The organism is Streptosporangium sp. NPDC000396 (assembly GCF_042898655.1).
Lineage (GTDB): Bacteria > Actinomycetota > Actinomycetes > Streptosporangiales > Streptosporangiaceae > Streptosporangium.
In genome coordinates this window covers 220,351-242,592 of sequence record NZ_JBIAZA010000011.1, presented here as the reverse complement: position 1 = coordinate 242,592, position 22,242 = coordinate 220,351, and the positions used below count along the sequence as shown (strand labels likewise).

19 protein-coding genes and 1 pseudogene are annotated in these 22,242 nt (G+C 70.7%); 7 read left to right on the top strand and 13 right to left on the bottom strand.

The features are described 5' to 3' along the window. Positions 1-24: 24 nt before the first annotated feature. From ACFY2X_RS19920 to ACFY2X_RS19890, 7 genes and pseudogenes are all read right to left on the bottom strand, one after another. Positions 25-1,614 (bottom strand): PucR family transcriptional regulator, encoded by a 1,590-nt coding sequence (locus ACFY2X_RS19920; RefSeq protein WP_389939947.1) that lies wholly within the window; start codon positions 1,612-1,614, stop codon positions 25-27. Beyond that, the gene (locus ACFY2X_RS19915) at positions 1,611-3,185 is read right to left on the bottom strand and encodes an amidohydrolase family protein (protein ID WP_389939946.1); all 1,575 of its coding nucleotides are present in this window, start codon (positions 3,183-3,185) and stop codon (positions 1,611-1,613) included. The genes ACFY2X_RS19920 and ACFY2X_RS19915 overlap by 4 nt, the downstream gene beginning before the upstream one ends. Positions 3,186-3,253: 68 nt before the next feature. Beyond that, the gene (locus tag ACFY2X_RS19910) at positions 3,254-4,813 is read right to left on the bottom strand and encodes a serine hydrolase domain-containing protein (RefSeq protein ID WP_389939945.1); all 1,560 of its coding nucleotides are present in this window, start codon (positions 4,811-4,813) and stop codon (positions 3,254-3,256) included. A gap of 91 nt (positions 4,814-4,904) precedes the next feature. Then, positions 4,905-5,750 carry a M55 family metallopeptidase gene (locus tag ACFY2X_RS19905; protein ID WP_389939944.1) on the bottom strand — a complete coding sequence of 282 codons (846 nt, stop codon included), beginning with the start codon at positions 5,748-5,750 and terminating at the stop codon, positions 4,905-4,907. 191 nt (positions 5,751-5,941) lie between these two features. After that, entirely contained in the window at positions 5,942-6,757 is an 816-nt protein-coding gene (locus ACFY2X_RS19900) for an MFS transporter (protein ID WP_389939943.1), read from the bottom strand. Positions 6,758-6,866: 109 nt separating this feature from the next. Then, positions 6,867-7,313, bottom strand: a pseudogene (locus tag ACFY2X_RS19895) (MFS transporter); the annotation flags it as partial. Positions 7,314-7,449: 136 nt separating this feature from the next. Then, a complete protein-coding gene (locus ACFY2X_RS19890) occupies positions 7,450-8,061 on the bottom strand; it encodes a TetR/AcrR family transcriptional regulator (RefSeq protein WP_389939942.1) in 612 nt (203 codons plus the stop codon). Between the two features lie 69 nt (positions 8,062-8,130). Here ACFY2X_RS19890 and ACFY2X_RS19885 point away from each other — a divergent pair, with 69 nt between their 5' ends. After that, positions 8,131-9,450 carry a M14 family zinc carboxypeptidase gene (locus ACFY2X_RS19885; protein ID WP_389939941.1) on the top strand — a complete coding sequence of 440 codons (1,320 nt, stop codon included), beginning with the start codon at positions 8,131-8,133 and terminating at the stop codon, positions 9,448-9,450. Positions 9,451-10,061: 611 nt separating this feature from the next. Beyond that, a complete protein-coding gene (locus ACFY2X_RS19880) occupies positions 10,062-11,339 on the top strand; it encodes a YncE family protein (RefSeq protein ID WP_389939940.1) in 1,278 nt (425 codons plus the stop codon). A gap of 149 nt (positions 11,340-11,488) precedes the next feature. On the opposite strand, the gene ACFY2X_RS19875 is transcribed toward ACFY2X_RS19880, so the two are convergent. From ACFY2X_RS19875 to ACFY2X_RS19860, 4 genes are all read right to left on the bottom strand, one after another. Then, positions 11,489-12,643, bottom strand: coding sequence for a glycosyltransferase family 4 protein (locus ACFY2X_RS19875; RefSeq protein WP_389939939.1), 1,155 nt, complete (start codon positions 12,641-12,643; stop codon positions 11,489-11,491). Further along, positions 12,640-13,410 (bottom strand): hypothetical protein, encoded by a 771-nt coding sequence (locus tag ACFY2X_RS19870; RefSeq protein ID WP_389939938.1) that lies wholly within the window; start codon positions 13,408-13,410, stop codon positions 12,640-12,642. Before ACFY2X_RS19870 ends, ACFY2X_RS19875 begins: the two co-directional genes overlap by 4 nt. A 158-nt stretch (positions 13,411-13,568) precedes the next feature. Then, positions 13,569-14,213, bottom strand: coding sequence for a response regulator (locus ACFY2X_RS19865; protein WP_389939937.1), 645 nt, complete (start codon positions 14,211-14,213; stop codon positions 13,569-13,571). Beyond that, a complete protein-coding gene (locus ACFY2X_RS19860) occupies positions 14,201-15,232 on the bottom strand; it encodes a sensor domain-containing protein (protein ID WP_389939936.1) in 1,032 nt (343 codons plus the stop codon). Before ACFY2X_RS19860 ends, ACFY2X_RS19865 begins: the two co-directional genes overlap by 13 nt. Between ACFY2X_RS19860 and ACFY2X_RS19855 the strand changes: the two genes are divergently transcribed. Continuing rightward, entirely contained in the window at positions 15,219-16,136 is a 918-nt protein-coding gene (locus tag ACFY2X_RS19855) for an alpha/beta fold hydrolase (RefSeq protein WP_389939935.1), read from the top strand. The two genes, ACFY2X_RS19860 and ACFY2X_RS19855, sit on opposite strands and share 14 nt — an antisense overlap. A gap of 104 nt (positions 16,137-16,240) precedes the next feature. Then, positions 16,241-17,533: a cytochrome P450 gene (locus tag ACFY2X_RS19850; RefSeq protein WP_389939934.1), complete on the top strand. Its 1,293-nt coding sequence runs from the start codon at positions 16,241-16,243 to the stop codon at positions 17,531-17,533. A 51-nt stretch (positions 17,534-17,584) separates the two neighbouring features. On the opposite strand, the gene ACFY2X_RS19845 is transcribed toward ACFY2X_RS19850, so the two are convergent. Beyond that, positions 17,585-18,190 carry a TetR family transcriptional regulator gene (locus ACFY2X_RS19845; protein ID WP_389939933.1) on the bottom strand — a complete coding sequence of 202 codons (606 nt, stop codon included), beginning with the start codon at positions 18,188-18,190 and terminating at the stop codon, positions 17,585-17,587. Between the two features lie 213 nt (positions 18,191-18,403). Between ACFY2X_RS19845 and ACFY2X_RS19840 the strand changes: the two genes are divergently transcribed. Continuing rightward, positions 18,404-19,324 (top strand): diacylglycerol/lipid kinase family protein, encoded by a 921-nt coding sequence (locus ACFY2X_RS19840; protein WP_389939932.1) that lies wholly within the window; start codon positions 18,404-18,406, stop codon positions 19,322-19,324. Positions 19,325-19,468: 144 nt separating this feature from the next. Continuing rightward, positions 19,469-20,371 (top strand): SDR family NAD(P)-dependent oxidoreductase, encoded by a 903-nt coding sequence (locus ACFY2X_RS19835; protein ID WP_389939931.1) that lies wholly within the window; start codon positions 19,469-19,471, stop codon positions 20,369-20,371. 109 nt (positions 20,372-20,480) lie between these two features. Here ACFY2X_RS19835 and ACFY2X_RS19830 read toward each other — a convergent pair whose 3' ends face one another. Further along, positions 20,481-21,302, bottom strand: a complete 822-nt coding sequence (locus ACFY2X_RS19830; RefSeq protein WP_389939930.1) for a MerR family transcriptional regulator — start codon at positions 21,300-21,302, stop codon at positions 20,481-20,483. 159 nt (positions 21,303-21,461) lie between these two features. Here ACFY2X_RS19830 and ACFY2X_RS19825 point away from each other — a divergent pair, with 159 nt between their 5' ends. Beyond that, positions 21,462-22,202: an SAM-dependent methyltransferase gene (locus tag ACFY2X_RS19825; RefSeq protein WP_389939929.1), complete on the top strand. Its 741-nt coding sequence runs from the start codon at positions 21,462-21,464 to the stop codon at positions 22,200-22,202. Positions 22,203-22,242: the final 40 nt, after the last annotated feature.

Genomic DNA, 22,242 nt, shown 5'->3' with positions numbered 1-22,242 from the left:
GGGCGTTGGTGCGCAAGCCAAACTTCACTCGCCGCTGTTTGTGCCCGACGCCCGGATCTCGCCCAGCCGCAGCTGGAGGCCCAGGACGATCCTGACGTCGGGGTCGTCGAGCGGGATCAGCTCGCCGATGCGGCGCAGCCGGTACCTGAGCGTGTTGGGGTGCAGCGACAGCGTCTCGGCAGCCCTGGGCACGTCGTAGTGGGCGGCCAGCCAGATGCGCAGGCTGTGGACGTAGTCGGTGCCGTGCCTGGCGTCGTGCTCGGCCACCAGCGACAGCGGCTCGCCCAGCAGCACCGGGCTGGTGCGCATCGACGCCGCCGCGTCCAGCAGGAACAGCGCCGCCGCCAGCTCCTCATGCAGGCCCACCTCGCCGTCTGCGAACGGCCCGCACATCGCGCGCAGCGCCTCGTCGGCCTGCCTGGCACCGGCGGGGATCTGCGCGATCGAGGCCACGGTCCTGCCGACGCCGGCCCGCCAGCGACCGCCGAGGCGGTCGTTGATCTGGCCGAGAGTGTCGGCGGTGATGCGCCGCAGCAGCGGCGTGCCGGCTTCGACGGCCACGACGGCGTAGGTCCTGCCGTCCACCGCGCCGACGGCAGACCTGATCCGGTAGGCGGTGTAGGCGGTGCGCAGCAGGTCTCCGGCGTGCGTGGCGGCGAAGACGTCGGTACGCCTCTTGGCCTCCCAGGTGCCGACCGCCACGACCGCGACCGGCTCCTCCGGGTGCAGGCCGAAGGAAGCGGCCAGCTCGCCGACGGGGCCGACGCCCCGCAGCAGCCAGCCCAGCCATTCGTCCCTGGTCCTGCGGGTCTTGTCGGCGGCCAGGCTGATGCGTGCCAGGTGGGGGGCGGCGGTCCTGGCCGCTTCGGCGAGCACGGCGACGGCGTCGGGCGCGAGCGGCTCGTCGGCCTGGATGGCCCAGATCGTGCCGAGCGCCTCGCCCCTGGCGCGCACCGCGATCGCCAGCCTCGGCAGGTACTCGCGTGGCTCGAAGCTCCAGACGGCCTGGTCGGAGCGTAAAACGGCGGCGTACTCTTCGGCGTTCGTCGGATGCTCGGGGACGCGCCTGCCGAGGATGCCTTCCCTGCGTAGTTCGTCGATGCGCTGACCGCCGATCGTGGAGTAGGCGAGCACGCGCATGGCCAGGTCCTCGATGGCCACGGCGCCGCCGACCCGGGCGGCGACCTGGTTGGCCAGCGCGAACAGGTCGCCTGCCTGGGCGCCGCCACCCAGGTCGGCCGCGGGGGCGACAAGCGCGAGCAGGGCGTCGACCAGCGCGTAGAGCTGGCCCCATGACAGGCCGGGCGCGGCGGCCAGCAGCGCCACGCCCGCGCCCTCTGCCGCCTCGGTCAGCGCGGTGGCGTTGCCGAGCCCGGCCCGCACCACGACCGCGGTGGCACCCGCCTCGGCCGCGCGCTCCAGCAGGGACGGTTCCGGATTGACGGTGACCAGCAGCAGCGCTCCGTCGAAGGCGGTCAGCGGCTCGTCGGAGCCGTAGATGACGGGCGCGCCGATCATGGCCTGGCGGCCGGACGGCAGGCACAGTGCGGTCACCGCCTCCGTCCCGAGACTGTCGAGCAGCACGCCGAGCGTCACCCGGCCCTGTGCACTCACATGGCTTCCCGCGGCTGGAGGCCCCCGTCGCCTTGGCGAAGGAGGCGTCCGTGCCTGCCGCCGGTGAACTCGCCGTCGTCGATCACCATCCGGCCGCCCAGGAGTACGTGGGTGACGCCCGCCGGCCGTATGCCGGGCTCGTCGTAGGTGCCGTCGTGCCTGATGGCCGTGGGGTCGAACACGCACACGTCGGCGACCGCTCCCGGGCCCAGCCAGCCCCTGCCGGCCAGGCCGAACTGGGCCGCGGTCGCCGAGCTCACCTTGCGGATCGCCTCCGCCAGCGGCACGAGCCCGCGATCACGCACGTACTCGCCGAGGAATGTGGGGAACGTGCCGAACGTGCGCGGATGGTTCGGCCCGGCGGGCGGCCCACCGTCGGAGCCGATCGACACGAGGGGATGCTTCATGATCCGCGTCACGTCGTCGTCGTGCATCGTGTGGAAGACGCCGTCTCCGTGCGGGTCGGCCATGAGCAGGTCGCACAGCGCGTCCCACGGCTCGCGACCGTCCAGCACCTCCGCGAGCCTGCGGCCCGACACGGCGGCGGAGGCATGCCGGATGAGCTGCACGTCCTCGGGGTGCACCTCACGCCACAGGCCGACGCCGGTCGTGCGCCCGGGATCCTCGGCGAGCGCGCGCAGCGCCCGCCGCTCGGCCGGATCGGCCAGTCTCCTGAGCAGCTCCGCCTCACCGCCCTCGCACGCCGCGGGCGGCAGCAGGGCGACCAGGCTCGTGCCGAACGCCCGGTACGGGTAGACGTCGGCACGCAGGTCCACTCCTCTGACCCGCGCGGCGGCCAGCTTGTCCAGCAACATCTCCGACGAGCCGTGCACGGCCCGGCCCGACGCCTTGCAGTGCGAGACCTGCAGCCGCACCCCGGCCGCCGACGCCACCTCCACGGCCTCGTCCAGTGCGTCGGCCAGCCCTTCGCTCTCGCTGCGCATGTGGGTGGCGTAGACGAGGTTCCAGCGCCGGGCGACGCGGGCCAGCGCGATCAGCTCGGCGGTGTCCGCGTAGGCGCCCGGCACGTACTCCAGGCCGCTGGACAGCCCGCACGCACCCGACTCGAACGCCTCCGCCGCCAGCTCGGCCATCCGCTCCAGCGCGCCGGGCCGAAGCGCCGCGTCCATGCCGCCGACGGCCAGCCGCAGCGTGTTGTGGCCGACGAGCACGGCCAGGTTGTTGGCCGTGCCCTCCTTCTCCACCGCGTCAAGGTAGCCGCCGAAGGTGGAGAAGGCCCGCTCGCTGAGGATCTCCGGCGTGAAGCCCGACGACTCCGGGGTGGACGGGCCGCAGGAGAAGCCGCAGTTTCCGACGATCTCGGTGGTGACGCCCTGCCACAGCTTGAACGGCTGCGCCCCGGCCATGAACGGCACGGTGTCGGAGTGGCTGTGCGGGTCGATGAAGCCCGGCGCGACGACCAGTCCGTCCACGTCCACGACGCGGGCCGCCCGCCAGAGGCCGTGGCCGGTCGCGGTGACACGGCCGCCGTCGATCGCCACGTCGGCGGTACGGCCCGGCGAACCGAACCCGTCGTGCAGGATGCCGCCGCGCAGGATGAGGTCGTGCATGGAGTGAGCCTTTCCTAAGATGAACTCTGTCTGCGAGCCCCGGCCGTGCTGCAGGCCAACGTCCCGTCCTAGACCAGGCCAGGGGGGATGCCGACGGCCGCGGTGCCCTCGGGTTGCGCGACGAAGCGCATCCCGCGCAGGCCGAAGCCGCTGAGAAGCAGGTCACCGTCCTCGTCGAGGCGGAAGGTGAAGGGGCCCGCCCGCCACGTTCCCGCGGGCGCGGGTGTGACGGGGACTTCGAGCGTGAGACCGACGCGCAGCACCTCTTTCCGGAGTACGGCGAGCACGCCGAGCTCGTCGTTGAGCCAGGCTCCCTCCGGCGCGGGGCCGTCGCCCGGCGGGCCGCACGGGGTGAAGGAGGCCGGCCACCGGATCGACCTGGTGTCACCCAGCAGGAGCCGCCCGTCCTCCAGCGCGAGCCAGGGCCCTTCGGCGTCTCCTTGCCCGTGCCAGCGGTCGTCGTCGCCGAGCGCGAACACGGTGGCGGCGGCGGAGCCGATCAGGGAGATCCTGCCCTCCTCGGCGGGTTCGAGCGTGAGCGTGGCCTCGCTCGCCGGATCGCGCCAGTGCCCGAGCAGCGCGGTCCTGCCCGCTTCACCCGTGGCCGCGTCGGCGAGGGCGGGCCGGGCCGCCGGGGCCTGGCCGGTGAGGGCACGGGCCAGTCGCATGCTGATGCTGACCGGGTCCAGCCCGCTCTGGTTGGTCAGCACGGCCACGCCGAGGCCGGGCTTCGGCAGGTACAACAGGTTCCCGACATAGCCGTGCATGCCTCCCGCATGGCCGTACGCGCTCAGCTCTCCGACCGTGAGGTGGCAGATCCCGTGCGCATACGGCAGCACGGCGCCGTCGGCGAGCACTGTCCTCTCCAGCAGCGCCTCGCGCAGGTCGGCGCCCAGCACCCGGCCGTCGGCCAGGAAGCCGAACCACGGGGCGAGGCCCGCGACGCTGGTCACCACGCCGCCGTCGCCGACCGCGCTCTCTTCGGTGTCGGCCCTGGTGCCGTCGCCGGTGTAGCCGAAGGCCATGCGGGGCAACGGAACGGAGGCGTCGTCGCGGAAGACGGTGTCGTTCATGCCGAGCGGGCCGAACAGCCGGTCGCGGGCGAACTCGGCCAGCGACTGCCCGCTGACCCGCCTGACCACGACGGCGGCCAGGATGTAGCCGGTGTTGGAGTAGGAGAACTCGGTGCCCGGCTCGAAGATGGTCCGGCGGATGCCCGTCACGATCTTCATCAGCCGCTCCTCGTCCAGCACCTGGAGCGGGACGCCTGTGACGGCCTGCAGGGCGTACCACTCCGGCAGGCCGCCGGTGTGCCGCAGGCACTGGGCGATCGTGACGGGCACGTCGAGCCGCAGCTCGGGGATGTGCGTCCGGACGTCGTCCGACAGGCTCAGCTTGCCGTCCCTGGCCAGCAGCAGCAGGCACACGGCGGTGAACTGCTTGCTGATGGAGGCGATGTCGAAGCGGGTGCGGGAGTCGATCGGGACGCCGAACTCGACGGTGGCCACGCCCTTGGCCGAGGTGTGCAGCGCCTTGCCGTCCGCGTAGACGCCGACCGCCAGGCCCGGGGTGTCCTGACGGATGCCGGGGAGGGCGGCGATGGCGTGTTCTACCTGCTCAAGATCCATCTTTCTAGTATCCGGATCCCCGTGCGCGAACTGTTTGGCCTGAGCGGCAAACCTGTGGCCTGTCTGGTTGGCGTACGGGCCAGCGGGCCGGCTAGCGCCTGCCATACAGGGCCATCCGGCTGATCATGGCGTCGGCGGCGAGGTGGGAGCAGACCGTCACACAGCCCAGCACCTCCGTGGGAGTGGCGAAGGTGCCGGCGAGCGTCTTGTCGGCGACCCTGCGCACGCCCGGGATCTGCGCCCCCAGCTCGGCCGCGGGCGTGCTCGGCATGTCGATCTCGAGCTCGAACACCTCGGGCAGCCGGAGCGGCGTCAGCTTCCCGGCCCCCCGTACGGTCTCCGCCGCCGCCTCCCGGATCAGCCGCCTGGCCTCGGCGGGCGAGAGGCTGTCCGCGGCGGTGTGCCCGTGCGCGACCTTGACGGCGACCGTCCGCACGCCGGGGAAGGCCTTCTCCGCGACGCCGCAGATGACGTCGTCGCCGGTGAGCAGCCCCACCGGGACGCCGACCGCGGCGGCCTGCAGCGCGTTGACCTCGGCCTCCGACACCGGCCGGCCGTTGAGTCGCACCCCGTAGAAGTGCGAGGAGTAGGTGTGGGCGAGCACGCCCGGCGAGCCGGCGGCGGCGTGGTAGCCGAGGAACATGGCCACGTCGTGCTCGGCCGAGATGCCCTCGGCCATGCAGTCCAGTTTGGGAGTGCCGAAGATCAGCCGGGCGCGCGGATCGAGCTCCTCGTGCAGCAGGTTGTCCATGGTGCCGTGGCTGTCGTTGACCAGGACGCTGTCGGCCCCGGCCGCGAACGCGCCTTCGATGGCGGCGTTGGCCTCGGCGGTCATCAGCCGCTGTGATCGCGGATACCCGTGGCCGCCGCGGGCGACCTGGTCCATGGTGGCGATGCCCGTCACGCCCTCCATGTCGATGGAGATGTAGACCCGCACTGGCTACTCCCTTCCTTTTTCCTTGGCCGTTTCCTTGGCCGCCATCGTGTCTAGCGAGGGGACTGCCGGGTTTACCCGGCAGGGGAATCGCTCCCCTGTTATGGTTCCTTTGTTTGAAACGGTCAGGGCTTGGCCGTCGCCTACCTCAGCCGAGGGAAGCGAGAAGCTGCTCTCTTCAGGGAGCGGAGGAGTCACCACAGGGTGTCCTCTCGGAGGACGGCGGGCTTCGTCGCCGGGGCCGAAGCCAGGCGCCCGCCTTGGGTGTTCCGTGCCGCGGTGGGGATCACGAAAGCGGCGCCGACGGCCAGCAGGCCGAGTGCCGCGGACAGCAGGTAGGTGTCGACGAAGCTGCCCTCGGTGGGCACTCCCGCCACCGCGCCGGCCGCCAGAGTCAAGGCGCCGAGCTGCGCCCCGAAGGTGCCGCCGATGCTCTTGGCGACGAAGACCACGCCGCTGACCCCGGCCGCGCGGTCGGCGGCCACGTCGGCGGCCACGGCGTTGAGCCCGGCGGTGAGGCCGATGGAGCCGCCCAGCCCCATGATCGTCACCCCGGCCATGATCTGCCACGGGGAGGAGTGCCAGAGGGCGAGCATGGCGGTGCCGGAGCAGACGAGCGCGCTGCCGAGCACCAGCACGGTGCGCCGCCCGAGGAGCCTGGTCATCGGCCCGACCAGCGGCGCGATCAGGGTGCCCGCGACGCCCATCGGGAACATGTAGATCCCGATCCACAGGATGTCGGCGCCCAGGCCGTACCCGGTCTCGACGGGCGCGGCCAGCATCATCGGCAGGGCGACCACGAGCCCGAAGGAGGCGAAGCCGAACACGGCCCCCATCGTCGTCACTCCGGCCGGAGTGCGCCCGGCCAGCAGCCGCAGGTCCACGAGCGGGTCGGCGGAGCGCAGTTCGACGACCGCCCACAGGCCCAGCGTCAGTGTTGCGGCCGTGAACAGGGCGAGGGTGGCGGGAGCCGTCCAGCCCCAGCTGGAGGCGGTGGTCAGGCCCAGCATGAGCAGGGCGATACCGCCGCCGAGCAGCAGCCCGCCCGCCCGCCCAGTCGACGCGTCCGGCGGCCGCGCGAGGCGTGGCGGGCACCGCGAACCAGGCCCAGAGCGCGGACACCAGCGCACCGGCCAGGGCCAGGAAGAACAGCGATCGGTAGCCGAGCGCCGCGCTGATCGGCCCGGCGAGGATGAGGCCGAGCGCGCTGGCCAGGGCGGCGACGCCGATGACCAGGCCGTTGCCCGTGGCGGCCCGTTCGGGTTCGAGGGTGTCGCGGAACAATCCCACGGTCAGGGGCAGCATGCCCAGCCAGACGCCCTCCACCGCCATGCCCACGATCAGCACGGTGACGTTGGGCGCCAGGGCGGCGAGGAGGACTCCGGCGCTGCTGATCGCCATCAGCGCGAACAGCAGCCGCCGTTTGTCGTACATGTCGGCCAGGCGGCCGACGATCGGGGTGCTGATCGCCGAACTGATCAGTGAGCCGGTGAAGATCCAGGCGAGCGCCTCTGGCGAGGCCGCCAGGTCCCGCTGGATGAGCGGGAGCGCGGGCGAGAGGGTCATCTCCATCGTCTGGAGGACGCCGATGAACAACACCGGTGCGCCGATGATGCCGAATCCGGATCTGGACATGGTCCTGCCTTTCGGGGGTGGGGTGTGACGTGCGGCCGTGTGGTCCCCCCGAACCCTTGGCCGTGATCTAGGCCAGGCCGAGTACCCTCCGCGTGATCAGGGCCTGGGCGGTCTCGACGAAGAACTCCTCGGAAACGTCGTGGGCGCCGAGCACGACGCCCTGGCCGAGCCCGGACAACAGGGCCTTCAGCGCGCGGGCCAGGCGGAGCGCCTGCCCGTCCGTGACGGTGGCCCCGCCGTACTCGCAGCCTGAGAACAACGCGGCGAAGTCGACCTCGGTCGACCTGATCGAGGCGTTGAGCTTGCCGAGCAGCTCCGGGTCGTTGAGCGCGAGGTCGAGCACGCGCGTCTCGAACAGGAGCTTTCCGGCGGCCTGCGGGTCGGCCGACATGCGCAGGAACCGGCGGGCGACCTCGGCCACGACCTCCTCCAGCGGCATGCCGGGCTCGGCGGCCTCGATCGAGCGCAGGTCGAGCGGACTGGTGTAGTCGTCGACCATGGCGACCATCAGGTCGTTCTTGCCGCCGAACAGCGAGTAGATCGCACCGGTGGTCAGGCCGGCCAGCTCGGCGATGTCCTCCAGCTTCGCCTTGGAGCCCTCCCGGCCGACGACCTCGCGCGCCGCCTCGATCAGCGCACGCTTGTTGGCCGCCTTGCTTTCCGCTCTGGTCAGCCGCATGACATCTCCTGCATGCCGTAAAGATAATCTGATTTACTAGAATAATCCATATTATCAGGAGGCTCGAAGATGGACGTCACCCACCACATGAGCCGGGTGCCCGACTACACCGCGTTCCCCACCGTGGACCAGATGCACGCCGAGCTCGACGACCTCGCCGCCGCCCACCCCGACCTGGTACGGCTTCGCCGCATCGGCACCTCGCGTCTGGGCGAGCCGCTGCGCGTGGCGACCATCGGTGCCGGCCCCCACGACGCGGTGATCATCGGTGGCCCTCACCCCAACGAGCCCATCGGTTCACTCACCGTCAGCACGCTGCTGCGCCAACTCGTCGAGGACGCCGCGCTGCGCGAGGACTTCGGCTTTCGCTGGCACCTCATCCCGTGCGTCGACCCCGACGGCGCCCGGCTCAACGAGGGCTGGTACTCACGGCCGAGCGACCGCCGCGCCTACGCCGAGCACTTCTACCGCCCCGCCGAAGCCGACCAGGTCGAATGGACCTTCCCGTTGACCGGCGAGGACTACTTCTTCGACCGCACCATGCCCGAGACCGAGGCACTGATGCGGCTGATGGACGAGGTCAAGCCCGCCTTCGTCTACTCCCTGCACAACGGCGAGCTCCAAGGCGCGTTCTACTACCTCAGCAAGCACGACCCCGCGCTCGCCGCCCGCATGGCCGCCATCGCGACCGCGGAGGGCCTGCCCCTGCACATGGGCCCGCCCGAGGTGCCGAGCGCCGTCCCGATCGGCCCCGCCGCCTACATGACCCCGAGGGGTGCCCATGTCGCCTCCACCTACGGCATCGGCGGCGCCAGCGTCGACTACGCCGACCGCTTCGGCGCCCTGCACCTGGTCACCGAACTGCCCTACTGGGCCGACCCCCGCGTCGCCGACCAGACCCCCACCGACCAGAAGTACGGTGACGCGATCCAGGCCTGCCTCGCCGCGCAACGCGCCCTGATCGCCGAACTGGCGCAATCCCTCGCCTCCCTCAGAGCCGATCTGACCGTCCACTCTCCCTTCCGCCGCGCCCTGGAGGACTTCGTCGGCTCCCACGACGAGTTCATCGGCGAATGGGAGAGCTTCCCCGGCACCGACCGGCCCGCCACGGTGGCCGAGGCGGTCGGCAACCGGCAGATGGTGCACAGCATGCGGCTGCGGTACTGCGGGACTTACCTGCGCATGCTGGACGCCGAGCTCGGCGCGGGCAACCAGACGCCGGCCATCCGGGCCGAGCGGGCCCGGCTCGGGGCGCGCTTCGACGAGTGGTTCACCGAGGCCGAAGCAGAGGCGGTGGCCACGCCGATCCCGCTCCGCTCGCTGGTCGCCGTGCAGCTCGGCGCGGCGTTGATCGCGGCAGGGTCCGCGAAGCGGGCAGATCTCTCCTAAGCCCTGGCGCAGGGTATACCCGTCGATTTTTCCGTGATCGCTACCGTTTCGCCGCGTTCAACATCACGAGATGTCAGTGGGAGACGACAGCCGCCGGCAGTCAGGGCGGCATGAGCTGTGAGTAGATCGGTCACTGTTTGTGCCGGAACCAGGGCCTATATCAAAGTCCACTGTGATGTCTGGGCTGGTCTGACGGTGCAGAACGGGTCAGAGATCGACAACGAGCGAGGTCTCCGGTAGGTGGTTGGCCGACCAAGACAAGCCCGAAATATCGGAGACCTCGTGGCCGCCTTGGCGGTGACGAGGTGGTCCGGTCTTCGGCTGGGTTCGCGCCCGCCTGCCCCGTAAGCCTGCGGTGCCGCTCGCCTCCCCCGAAGGGCAACCCCGATAGGGCTCCGGCTGGGATCCTCCCCGCCTGCCGGTACGCAGCCCCGAAGTCAGGTCTTGTGGGGGTGAAGGGCAGTACTTACTCTCAAGTAGCCACTGCAAATAGAACACGTTCTATGTGTTGGGTGGTGTGACATTCCGCGCGTTTCTGCAGACGATGACCGACCCATGCGAAAGGCAGGGTGACGATGTCCTCTGGCAAGAACAGGCGCTCAAGGTGGACGATGGGGCGTTCCGGACGGTGGATCCTCGGCGGCATGACGGTCGCGCTGGCGATGGCCGTCGCGGGCCCCGGGACGGCGGCAGCGGCCCAGCGGCAGGCGGACACCCCCGCCCTGCGGGAGGTGCTGTTCGTCGGCAACAACTGGGAGGGCACGGCGGACGTCATCAAGTCCACAGGTGACTTCGCCAAGATCGGCCGCGTCGACGTCATCCCCGACAAGGACCAGCGGCTGAGCGAGATTTACACCAATCCCATCAAGCTCGCCTACTTTCTCGGGATCCGGGAGACGGTGGGCGAAGGGCACGACCAGTTCGCGGACGACATGTACACCACGCCCGACGGCACGGCCGTGGTCGTGTCCCGGCCCAGCTTCGCTGACGTCGTCTCGATCGACCTGGTCACCGGCGAGATCAGGTGGCGGTTCCCGGTATCGGGTTACCGCGCTGACCACATGGCGGTCTCGCCGGACGGCAGACGCGTCGCGGTGTCGGCGTCGACGTCCAACACCGTCCACGTCCTCGATATCCAGACAGGCGCGGAGGCCGGGTCGTTCAAGACCGGTGACAAGCCGCACGAGAACGTGTTCACTCGCGACGGCAGGTACTTGTGGAACATGTCGATCGGCGAGGTGAACACCGACCTCGACGATCCGTGGCTGGACTGGACGAAGGGCGACCGGCGCATCACCGTCGTCGATACCTCGACGTTCAAGCAGGTCAAGATCATCGATATGCGGGCGCGGCTGGACGCGTTCGGGCACAGGAACGTCTCGGACGCCGTCCGGCCCGCCGTGTTCACCCCCGACGGGTCCAAGCTGTATTTCCAGGTGTCGTTCTTCAACGGCTTCTATGAATACGACGTGGCCACCGACAGGATCACCCGGGTGAAGACCCTGCCGGAGAACCCTTCGACCAGCAAGAACCGCAAGGACTGGATCAACGACTCCCGCCACCACGGCGTGTCGATGAACTCCGGCGGTGACAAGCTGTGCATCGCGGGGACCATGGACGACTACGCGACCATCGTCGACCGTGCGACCCTCCGGGAAGGGGCGCTCATCACCGCGTCCAAGCCCTACTGGGCGACCGTAAGTGGCGACGGCAGGGCGTGCATCGTCTCCGAGAGCGGTGCCGACAAGGTCACCGCCATCGACTTCGCCACGGGGCAGAAGACGGCGTCCGTTCCGGTCGGCGACCACCCCCAGCGTGTCCGCCTTGGCTACGTCCCCGCCGACTGGACCGGCCCCACGGGCGGCCGTGACGGTGCCGGTCACCGATGATCGTCTGGCCCGGATGGAAGGCCACCGGCGCAGGGTCGGCATCGGGCATGGCCATCAGATCCCGTCCGATCGTCCTGATCGGGCGGGATCTCGTCGGTTTCGCGGGTTCGGCGCCCGTGGCCCCGATCGCGCGTGCCGTACGGCTCGGCTCAGCGGCCGAGTTCGGCGAAGGCCTTCTCCCAGCGGTCCACGATCATGGAGATGTCGTAGCGCCGGGCCGTCTCCAGCGCGTTCCCGGCCATCCGGAGGCGGCCCTCCTCGTCGTCGATCATCTTGAGCAGCCCCGCCGCCAGGGCGTCCACGTCGCCGGGCGGAACCAGCAACCCGTCATGACCGGAGGTGATGATCTCGCGAGGGCCCCGGGGACAGTCGAAGCTGACCACCGGCACCCCGCACGCGAACGCCTCGATGATGGTCATCCCGAAGCCCTCGAACCGGGAGCTGACCGCGTGGATCGAGGCCTTGGCCAGCTCACCCTCGATGTCATCGGTCGGGCCCATGAGCGTGACGTTGTCGTGCAGACGTAGCTTGACGACCAGTTTGGCCAGCTGCTCCTCGCTGCGGCCCTGGCCGTAGATCCGCAGCTTCCAGTCGGGACGTTCCTTGATGACTTCGGCGAACGCCTTCAGCAGCCGGGTATATCCCTTGACCGGCACCAGCCGCCCGGCGGCCAGCACGATCCGGTTGTCCTGCCGGGAGCGGGGGCGCGGTCTTCCGGCCAGGCCGTTGCCGATGGCGAACACCCGGGTCGGCGCCCTGTCGAGCATGGTCCGGTAGTCGTGCCGGTCGGCCTCGGTGAGGGTGACGACCGCGTCCAGCTTCGGATACCACCGCCGGATCTCCTTGGACATCCCGGGCCGGTGGGCCTCGAAGTGCAGGTGCTCCTGGGCGATCCGGACGACCCGCTCGGGGGCGAACCTGGCGGCCATGATGTTCAGCCCGGCCCGCGTGGTGATCAGCACGTCGGTGCGGAGCCGCTGCAGCTCGCGCCGGAGCACCTCGTCACTCCAGGCGGTGAAGAAGCCGTAAGTACGCTCGTGGGGGTGGATGAGCGCGCTCTTCTGCTTGCTCAGCCGCTCCGCCTTCTTCGTGTACGGCCAGCGGACCCTGGCCCCTTCTCGCTGGTCGACCAGCGAGCGCAGCCGAACCTTGGGACTCACCGGCAGAAAGGGCTGGTCGGCACGTTGATTGACGCTGATCACCTCGACGTCGTGCCGCTCGGCCAGCTCGGAGGCGAGGTCGAAGGTGGCTCGGACGGTGCCGCCGAGGGCGTAGGCGTTGAGGGTCAGGAAGGAGATCTTCACGCGCTCTCCTCCTCGGCCGTGAGCGCGACGGCCAGGCTGTCGGTGTCGGTGTAGTACGGCCGCACCCGCACCTGTCCCGCGTGCCGGGCTCCCACGTGCTGGGCGGGAAACCGCACCTTCGTCTTCTTGTCGGCGATGTCATCCAGCCGGGCCGCCAGCGGCAACCGCTCCCCGCCGACCTCCACCAGCAGGTCCCAGAACATCCGCCGCCGCACCTGCCCCCCGGCCATCGGCCCGATCGGCACCGACCCGGAAAACCCCCGGCCCCGAAACACCCCCGGAGCGCTCACCGGGTCGGACCCCTTACGGGCCACCGCCACCAGCCGGGCCGGCCCCTCGACCGGCACCCCGTAGGCCAGCACCCCCTCGACCTCGATCACCCCGTCCTCACATCCCACCCCGGTCACCTCGACGTACGGCGCGACCTCCCGGACCGTCAGGCCGAGGGTCCCGGCCGTGGTCCGAAACGCCCGCACCTCCCGCGTCCGCGGCCGCCCGGCATAGACCACCAGCCCGTCCAGCGAGAACCCCGGATCATCGGTGGCCACCGGCTCTCCGCGGCACGACGCCATCCAGATCCCCGGCCGCAGCCCGGCCAGGCCGGCGCCGGTGTGCTCCTGCCCGGTCTCCACATGCCGCCAGGTCACCTGCCCGCCGTCGTCCGGCTCCGGCCACTCGATCCGCAGCGTGTCGTCGTCGTCCACCCTGCTGGTGACGGCCCGCCTGACCCCCGGCGCCATCACCCCGCGACGCACTCCCGTACTCACCAAGAGTCCCCCGGTCTCGCCCCGTCCATCCCCGTATGTCGCCTGAACAGCCCAGATCGCTCCGGCAACGGTCCCTGACCGTACCGGACCGCGGAAACACGGACGGGGACGCTGGCCGACAAGAGGCGGCAGATAATCGCACCGGGCGGACGTCCCGGTCACGACTCCAGGTAGCGCAGGACCGCGAGCACACGGCGGTGGTCGCTCTGCGAGGGGGACAGGCCGAGTTTGGTGAAGATCTGCGTGACGTGTTTCTCCACCGATCCGTATGACAGGAACAGAGCGGCGGCGATCGCGGCGTTGGAGCGGCCTTCGGCCATCATGGCCAGCACGGCGTGTTCGCGGGTGGTGAGCGCGCGCAGGGCCTCGGCGCGCCTGCTCGCTCCCATGATCTGGGTGACGACCTCCGGATCGAGCACGGTTTCACCGGCCGCGATCCGGGTGAGGGCGTTGAGGAAGTCGCCGACCTCGGAGACCCGGTCCTTCAGCAGGTAGCCCACTCCGTGCGAGCCGTCGGCGAGCAACTGGGCGGCGTAGCGTGTCTCGATGTGCTGGGAGAACACCAGCACTCCCAGACCCGGGTGGTCCCGGCGGAGCCGGATCGCGGCGCGCAGGCCCTCGTCGGTGTGGGTGGGCGGCATGCGGACGTCCACTATGGCGACGTCGGGTCCGTGCTCGGCCACGGCCTCGCACAGCGCCGCGGCGTCGCCCACGGCGGCGGCGACCTGGTGGCCCCGGGTGGTCAGCAGCAGGGACAGCCCGTCCCGGATCACTGCGGCGTCTTCGGCGATCACGATGCGCATGTGGCTCCCGTCCAGGTGGGTAAGGGCAGTTCCACGGTGACCACCGTAGGTCCTCCCGGCGGGCTGCTGATCTCCATCGTCCCGTCCACGACCCGCACCCGGTCGGCGAGGCCGCGCAGCCCGGTCCCGCGGCCCATCGCCGCTCCGCCGGAGCCGTCGTCGCGGACATGTAGCCGCAGCAGCCCGTTCCGCGTCCGGAGCTCGATCACGGCCTGCCGGGCGCCGCTGTGCCGGGCCGCGTTGGTCAGCAGCTCCGCCGTACAGAAGTAGGCGATGGTCTCCACCGCGGCGGACGGCCGCCGGGGCAGGTCGACATGGAGGTCCACGGGCAGGGCGCTGCCGGCCGCGAGCGTGGCGAGGGCGGTCTCCAGACCTTTGTCCAGAACGGCGGGATGGATGCCGCGCACGAGGTCACGCAGTTCGGTGAGGGCCTTCTTGGCGTTGCGGTGCGCGAGGTCGACCAGGCCACGTGTCCGGTCGAGCCGGTCGTCCCGGCCTGCTTCGGCGAGTTCCTCTTTCACCATGCTCAGGCTCATCGCCAGGGCCACCAGGCGCGCCTGTGTCCCGTCGTGCAGGTCGCGCTCGATCCGGCGGAGGGCGGCGGCCGAATCGTCCACGGCCTGAGCCCGGGTCACCTCCAGCTCGTGGATCCTGGCCGCCGCCCGTGCGGGCCCGAGCAGCGCCCGCACGAGCAGCCGATCGGGAACCAGCGCGGCACGCACCGCCCACGGGGCGAGGAGCAGCAGGGCCGTCCCCGCCGCGCTCGCCAGCAGGGCGCGTGGCCAGGTCTCCACGGGAAGGTGCGCCGCGGCCGGGGCGCGCCACCAGATCGGGCAACTGAGCAGGATCAGGCCGGAACCCCACAGGCCTGCCGCGGTCCCGGAGGCGAGCAGAGCGGCGGGCAGCTTGGCCAGCCGGTAGGCCACCGCGCGCCAGCCGGCGAGGTCGCCGAGAGCCGATCCGAGCCAGCCGATCAGGCCCGGCCGGGGGCTGGACTCCCTGTCGGTGGCCCAGGACATGGAGGCGATCCGCACCGCTCTGGGCGAGCAGCGGCTGAGTTTCATGGCCAACTCCTACGGAGGAGTGCCCGCCGCCGCCTACATGCGGCTTTTCCCCCGGCGCATCCGCGCCATGTATCTCGACGGAGCGATCAACCAGCCCGCCGGATGGACCAGCCAGTTCTTCCTGGCCGCCCGCGCCCAGGAGCAGGGCTTCGGCCGTTTCACCACCTGGTGCGCGGCCACCACCGCCTGCGCGTTGCACGGCGAGGACGCCGGGAAGGTCTGGCGCGGGCTCACCCGGCGGGCGGACCGCACGCCGATCCCCGTCACCTCCGCGGAGTCCGGCAAGGGAAAGCTGACCGGGTCCTACCTGCGGTGGTACGGCTTCATCGCCGATCCCGGGCCCGGACACACGCGATGGCTCGCCTTCGCCGACGCGGTGGACAAGGCCCGGCACGGTGACGGTTCCGGGTTCGCGGAGGTCGCCCTGGGCAACATCCGAATCTGGACCATGCCGCTCGTCCTCGGCATGACTTGCGCCGACGACCGGGGATACACCGGGTACGCCCATTATGAGAAGGTCCGCCGCCAGGCGCGGAAGATCTCACCGAATTTCGGCGGCGCGGCGTTCGACGCCCTTGCCTGCTCCGGCTGGCCGCTGCCGGTCACCAACCCGTCCCGTCCCCTGCCTGTCGACGGCCTGCCGCCGGTCCTGGGCGCGGGCACCTGGGGCGACCATCCCTGGACCGACAGCCTGGTGCGGCACATCCCCGGCTCGACCACGATCCGCTACGAGGGGCCCGGACATGTCCTGTACCTGACGGGCAACAAGTGTGCGATCAAGCACGCCACCCGATATCTCACCGATCTGACGCTGCCGCCGGCCGGGACCGTCTGCCTGCCCGGCCAGGAACAAGGCTGACCGTGGGCTCGACGCGGGGAAAAATTTAAAGTTGCATGGCGTGCAAGTCTGGGTATGGTCGGGAAAGGACGCACCATCCACTGTGATCCACGACAGGAGCGCTGATGACTCGTTCTGCAGCCGAGATTCCCCGTGTCGAGCAGCCCCCGTCGCCTGATCAGTCCACGATGCGGATGGCGCTGCCTCCCGAGCTGACGACACGGCAGTGCCCGTTCGATCCGCCACGGGCGCTGGCCGAGATGCACGCGAAGGGGCCGGTCGGTCAGGTGAAGCTGGGCACCGGCGAAGTGATATGGCTGGTCACCGGCCTGAGCGAGGCGCGTGCCGTGCTGTCCGACCCCCGGTTCAGCGCCGACCGGTTCAACCGGCGCAACGCGCTGCTCTCGGTGCCCGAGGAGATGCGGGAGAAGCTGTTCGACCCGCGCGCCAGGGCCGGGCAGTTCCTGGCCATGGACCCGCCGGAGCACACCCGCCTGCGCAAGATGGTCATCGGCCAGTTCACCCTGCGCCGGATGCGCGCGCTCATCCCGCGCATCACCGAGATCGTCGACGCCCACCTGGACGCCATGGAGGCCGCGGGCACCTCGGCGGAGCTGGTCAGCGCGTTCGCCCTGCCCGTGCCGTCCCTGGTGATCTGCGAGCTGCTCGGCGTCCCGTACGAGGCTCGCGCCGACTTCCAGCGCCGCACGGCGCTCCTCCTCAGCATGAACACACCGCTGGAGGAGGTGGTGCGGGTCCGCGACGAGATGCGGCAGTTCATGCACGAGCTGGTGGCCGCCAAGCGCGCCCGGCCCGACGACGGCCTGCTCTCCGGGCTGATCCACGGCGACCACGCGGGGGAGCTCACCGACGACGAGCTGGTCGGCATCACCAACCTGCTGCTCACCGCCGGGCACGAGACCACGGCCAACATGATCGGCCTGGGCACCTTCGCCCTGCTGGAGCACCCCGAGCAGCTCGAACTGCTGCGCCGCGATCCCGAGGTGGCCGACAGGGCCGTCGAGGAGCTGCTGCGCTACCTCTCGATCGTCCACCTGGGTCCGTTCCGCATCGCCGCCGAGGACGTCATGGTCGGCGGCGAGCTGATCCCCGAGGGCGGCACGGTGATGATCTCGACACCGGAGATCAACAGGGACCCCGTCCACTGGGACGATCCCGCCGCCTTCGACCTCACTCGCGAGCGCAACCCGCACCTGGCCTTTGGGCACGGCGTCCACCAGTGCCTGGGGCAGCAACTGGCCCGCGCGGAGATGACCGTCGCCCTTCCTGCCCTGGTGCGCCGCTTCCCGCATCTGCGGCTGGCCTGCCGCCCGGAGGAGGTGCCGCTGCGCGAGAACATGTTCGTGTACGGCGTGCGCTCCCTGCCGGTCGCCTGGGACGCTCCCGAGGACGCCTGACGCTCCGGGGCCGGCCACGAAGAGCCTGATCCCGGGGCCGACGCTCCGGGGTCAGGCGCGAGGACGGTCGAGTGGTGCTCCCAGCCCGGCGTCGAGCTGGGCGACCACCGCGTCGATGAGCGCGCTGAGCGGGCCCGGCTCGCTCAGCCAGCGCTGGATCGCCACCCTCAGCGCGCTCAGCACGCACGACGCCACCAGCGAGGGATACAGGTCGCCGTCCTGTAGCCCGGTGCGCTCCGACACGGCGGCGGCCAGCGCGCGCTCGTGCGCGGCGAACGCCTTGAGCTGGTGCGGCAGCAGCGCCGGGTCGCCGTGCAGGGCCCGCAGGTGCTCGGCGCGGAACCGCAGCTCCTCCTCGTCCACCACGTCCAGTACGGCGGCGCGCAGCGCCACCAGCACCGGCTCCGGTTCGGGGCGCTCCCTGAATGCGGAGACGATGGCCTCGACGATGACCGAGTTGCCCGCCACCACGGCTTCCTCCTTGCAGAGGAAGTAGTTGAAGAAGGTCCGCAGCGCGACCCCGGCCTCCTCCGCGATCTGCTCGGCGGTGACGTTCGCCACGCCCCGCTCGGCGCACAGCCGCAACGCCGCCTCGCTCAACGCCGCCCGGGTCGCGCGTTTCCTGCGCTCCCGCCGGCCCACGTCACCTTCGATCATCCGTCACACCCCAGCGAGCCTGCCTGCCGTATCCGGAGGATAGAGGGTCGGAGACCGAGACCGCCTCCGCGCCGGCCGTCGACTTCCTCGCCCCGCTCGCCGTCGTGGTCTTCACGGCCGGTGCGGTCGCGCTGATCACGGACGGCCTGTTTGCGACCTCCGGGCGGGGGCAGCTGAGAGCGACACCGGAGACGACGTTGACAGGAGGGCTTCATGCCGGGGCACGAGCAGAAGGCCGGCACGGTCGCGGTGATCGCCCATCGGAAGAAGTCCATCGGTGGCGGGCTGGACGAGCTGCGCACGCTCCTCGCCGGCGAAGGCGTTGGCAAGCTGCTGTGGTACGAGGTGCCCAAGAGCAAGAAAGCTCCGAAACACGTGCGCAAGGCGCTCAAGGAAGGCGCCGAACTGGTCGTGGTGTGGGGCGGCGACGGCATGGTGCAGCGCTGTGTGGACGCGCTCACGGGCTCCGGCGTGACCATGGCCGTCGTCCCGGCCGGGACCGCGAACCTCTTCGCGCGGAACCTCGGCATTCCCGAGGACCTTCCCGAGGCCGTACGGATCGCCTTCCACGGCGAGAGCCGGAAACTGGACCTCGGCAAGGTCAACGGGGAGCACTTCGCCGTCATGGCCGGGGTCGGCTTCGACGCTGAGATGATCAAGGACGCCGACCGGGGGCTGAAGGACAGGCTGGGCCGGGTCGCCTATGTCTGGACCGGGCTGCGGCACGTCCGGGGTGAGCCGGTGCCGATGAAGGTGAAGATCGACGGGGTGAAGTGGTTCGAGGGAGAGGCGAGTTGCCTTCTGCTGGGCAACGTCGGGACCATCACCGGTGGCATCGAGGCCTTCGACGACGCGCGCCCCGACGACGGCTGGCTGGAGATCGGCGTGACCACGGCGAAGGGGCCCATCCAGTGGGCCCGCGTGCTCGGCCGGATGAGCGCCGGGCGATCCGACGAGTCACCCTTCGTCCGGATGACCCGGGCGCGCACGGTCAGCGTCAAGCTCGGCGCCCCCATGACGTATGAGCTGGACGGCGGGGCCAAGGACACCGTCACCGAGCTCGAGGCGGAGGTCGTTCCCGGTGGCATCACCGTTCGCGTGCCCGCGGCGGCCGGCCCTGATGATCGTTCCTGACTTCCGGGTCGCGGCGGGCGGGAGCGGTTTGCGGCGGGCGGCGAATGTACGGCGTGCGCGCGCAGGCATGGCCAGGCCGTGCCGATGATTGATTCACTATGGCTTGTCGGTTAATCGTGCTTTGAATAAGAAAAGGTGCGTTCGATGGCCAGTAGCGGTTGGACGGAGGCCGACGTTCCCGACCAGGAGGGACGGGTCGCGGTGATCACCGGCGCCAGCTCCGGGATCGGCCTGGAGACGGCCAGGGTGCTCGCCGCGCGCGGGGCGAGCGTGGTGATCGCCTGCCGGGACGAGGGCAAGGCGGCCCGGGCGGCGGACCGGATCGGCGCGGACGTCGAGGTGCTCCGGCTCGACCTGGCCTCCATCGCGTCGGTACGGCAGGCGGCCGAGGAGCTTCGCGGCCGCCACGACCGGCTCGACCTGCTCATCAACAACGCCGGGGTGATGGTGCCGCCACTCACCCGTACCGCCGACGGCTTCGAGCTGCAGTTCGGCACCAACCACCTCGGCCACTTCGCGTTCACCGGCCTGCTGCTCGACCGCCTCCTGCCGGTGCCCGGCTCCCGGATCGTCACCGTCAGCAGCCTCGGCCACCGCCGGGGCCGGATCGACTTCGCCGATCTGCGCTCCGAGCGCTCCTACAACCGGGTCGCCGCCTACGGCCGGTCCAAGCTGGCCAACCTGCTGTTCACCTACGAACTCCAGCGAAGGCTGGCGGCCGCCGGAGCCGAGACGATCGCGCTGGCGGCCCACCCCGGGATGTCCAGCACCGAGCTCACCCGCCACCTGCCCGGCGCGCTGCGCGTGCTCAGCGACACCGTGGGCTCGCTGGTCCTCCAGAGTCCCGAGATGGGCGCTCTGCCCACCCTCCGGGCGGCGGTCGATCCCGCCGCCCGGGGAGGCGAGTACTACGGTCCGTCCGGCGCCGGAGAACTCCGCGGCCACCCTCGCCGGGTCCGTTCCAGCGGCCGCTCCCACGACACGGCCACCCAGTCCCGGCTGTGGGCCGAGTCCGAGCGCCTGACCGGGGTCGCCTATCCGCTGTGATCGGGTCACGCGTGCCGACCGGGCTTTCCGAAGCACGCGGGGCGGGCCCCCTCGCCTCGCGCCGCGGCGGTACCCCCGGCGAGACGGCCGCCGTGCCGCGGGCCGGAGGCTATCCGGCCGTGACGGTCATCTGCAGCTCGGTGACCCACTGGTCGTGCGCGCCGGGCGGGCAGGAGATGTAGAACTCCCTGGCCAGCCCGTTGCTGCGATAGCCGTGCTCTTCGATCCAGTGGGCCAGCGACTGGAACGTCGTGCCGACCTCGTCCATCGAGCCACGGTGGATGATCGTGGCGGCCGACTCGGCCTCCGGCAGGTCCGTGATCGTGAAGTCGTGGTCCGCACGCGCCTCCACGGAGACCTGCAACCCGGCGTGCACGATCACCTGGCCGTCCGTTCCCGGTTCGTAGTAGGCGACGCCGTACCCGGTGGGCGTAACCCCGGCGCGGTCGAGCCGCTCGCACAGCTCGTGGTAGAGCGGCTGGATGACGGGGCCGATGTCCTCGGGCTCGTAGCTCGCCGCGACGGCGCTGAGCTCGGCCAGGCGGACCGACGGGAGCCGCTTGAGGAGAACCTCTTCGGTGTGCATGCGCCCTTCCTTCTCGATGGCCCGGAGCCTCGTCTCGACCTGGAGCAGCCGCGCGGTGTCCCTCGCGATCCGCTCCTCCAGCTCCGCCCGGCGCAGCCGTACCATCCCGTGCAGCTCGGCCGTGCTCACCTGCTCCTCCAGGATCGATCGCACCTGTTGCAGGGTGAAACCGAGATCCTTCAGCGCGATGACACGGTTGAGCCGTGAGAGCTGGTTCGCCTGGTAGAAGCGGTAGCCGGTGGCCGGGTCGACGTGGGCGGGCTGGAGCAGCCCGAGCGCGTCGTAGTGGCGCAGCATGCGCACCGACACCCGGCCGAGCTGGGCGAAGTCTCCGATACTGAACATGGTTCTTCCAGGTGTAGGGCCTCACACGGTGTCAGGGTCAACACGGGATCCCGGCGCGGGAACGGGCGGACGCGCCACCGTCCGGAGCGGGTGAGGACGCGGACGGTGAACCATATAACCGGTTGTCCGGGGGCAGGGCATGCGGGAAGCATGACCGCCATGTCATTGCGCTTCCACGAGATCGCCGAGAGCGGTCATCGCATCCTCAACCCGTTCACCGACGAGAAACTGACACTGCTCGGGGAGGTCGCCCGGCTCGGCCCCGGAACGCGGCAGCTCGACCTGGCGTGCGGGAAGGGGGAGATGCTCTGCCAATGGTCCCTGCGGCACGGGATCGAGGGCGTCGGTGTCGACGTCAGCGAGGTCTTCCTGCGCGCGGCCGAAGAGCGGGCACGGGAGCTCGGGGTCGGCGACCGGCTGCGCTTCGAGCGGGGAGACGCGGGATCCTACCGGGCCGAGCCGGGCGCCTTCGACGTCGTATCGTGCATCGGGGCGACCTGGATCGGAGGCGGGCTGGAGGGGGCGATCGAGCTGATGCTCCCCGCGTTGAAGGATGACGGGATCCTCCTCGTCGGCGAGCCGTACTGGATCTCCGAACCGCCCGGCGAGGCGTACGAGTCGTTCGGCTTCGGCCCGGAGGCGTTCAGCTCACTGGCCGGGATCTTCGAACGGTTCGAGGGAGCCGGGGTCGAGGTGCTGGAGATGGTCCTGGCCGATCAGGACAGCTGGGACCGCTACGTGGCGAGCCAGTGGTGGACCTTGAGCGACTGGCTGCGCGACAACCCGGACGATCCCGATGTCGAGGAGGTGCGCGAGTTCCTGGACCGCGCCCGCCGCTCGCACGTGGCGTACGGCAGGCGACATCTCGGCTGGGGCGTCTTCGTGCTGCGCCGCCGTTGACTGCTACCGGCGAGTAAGCATAGGTTCCCAGATACCGACT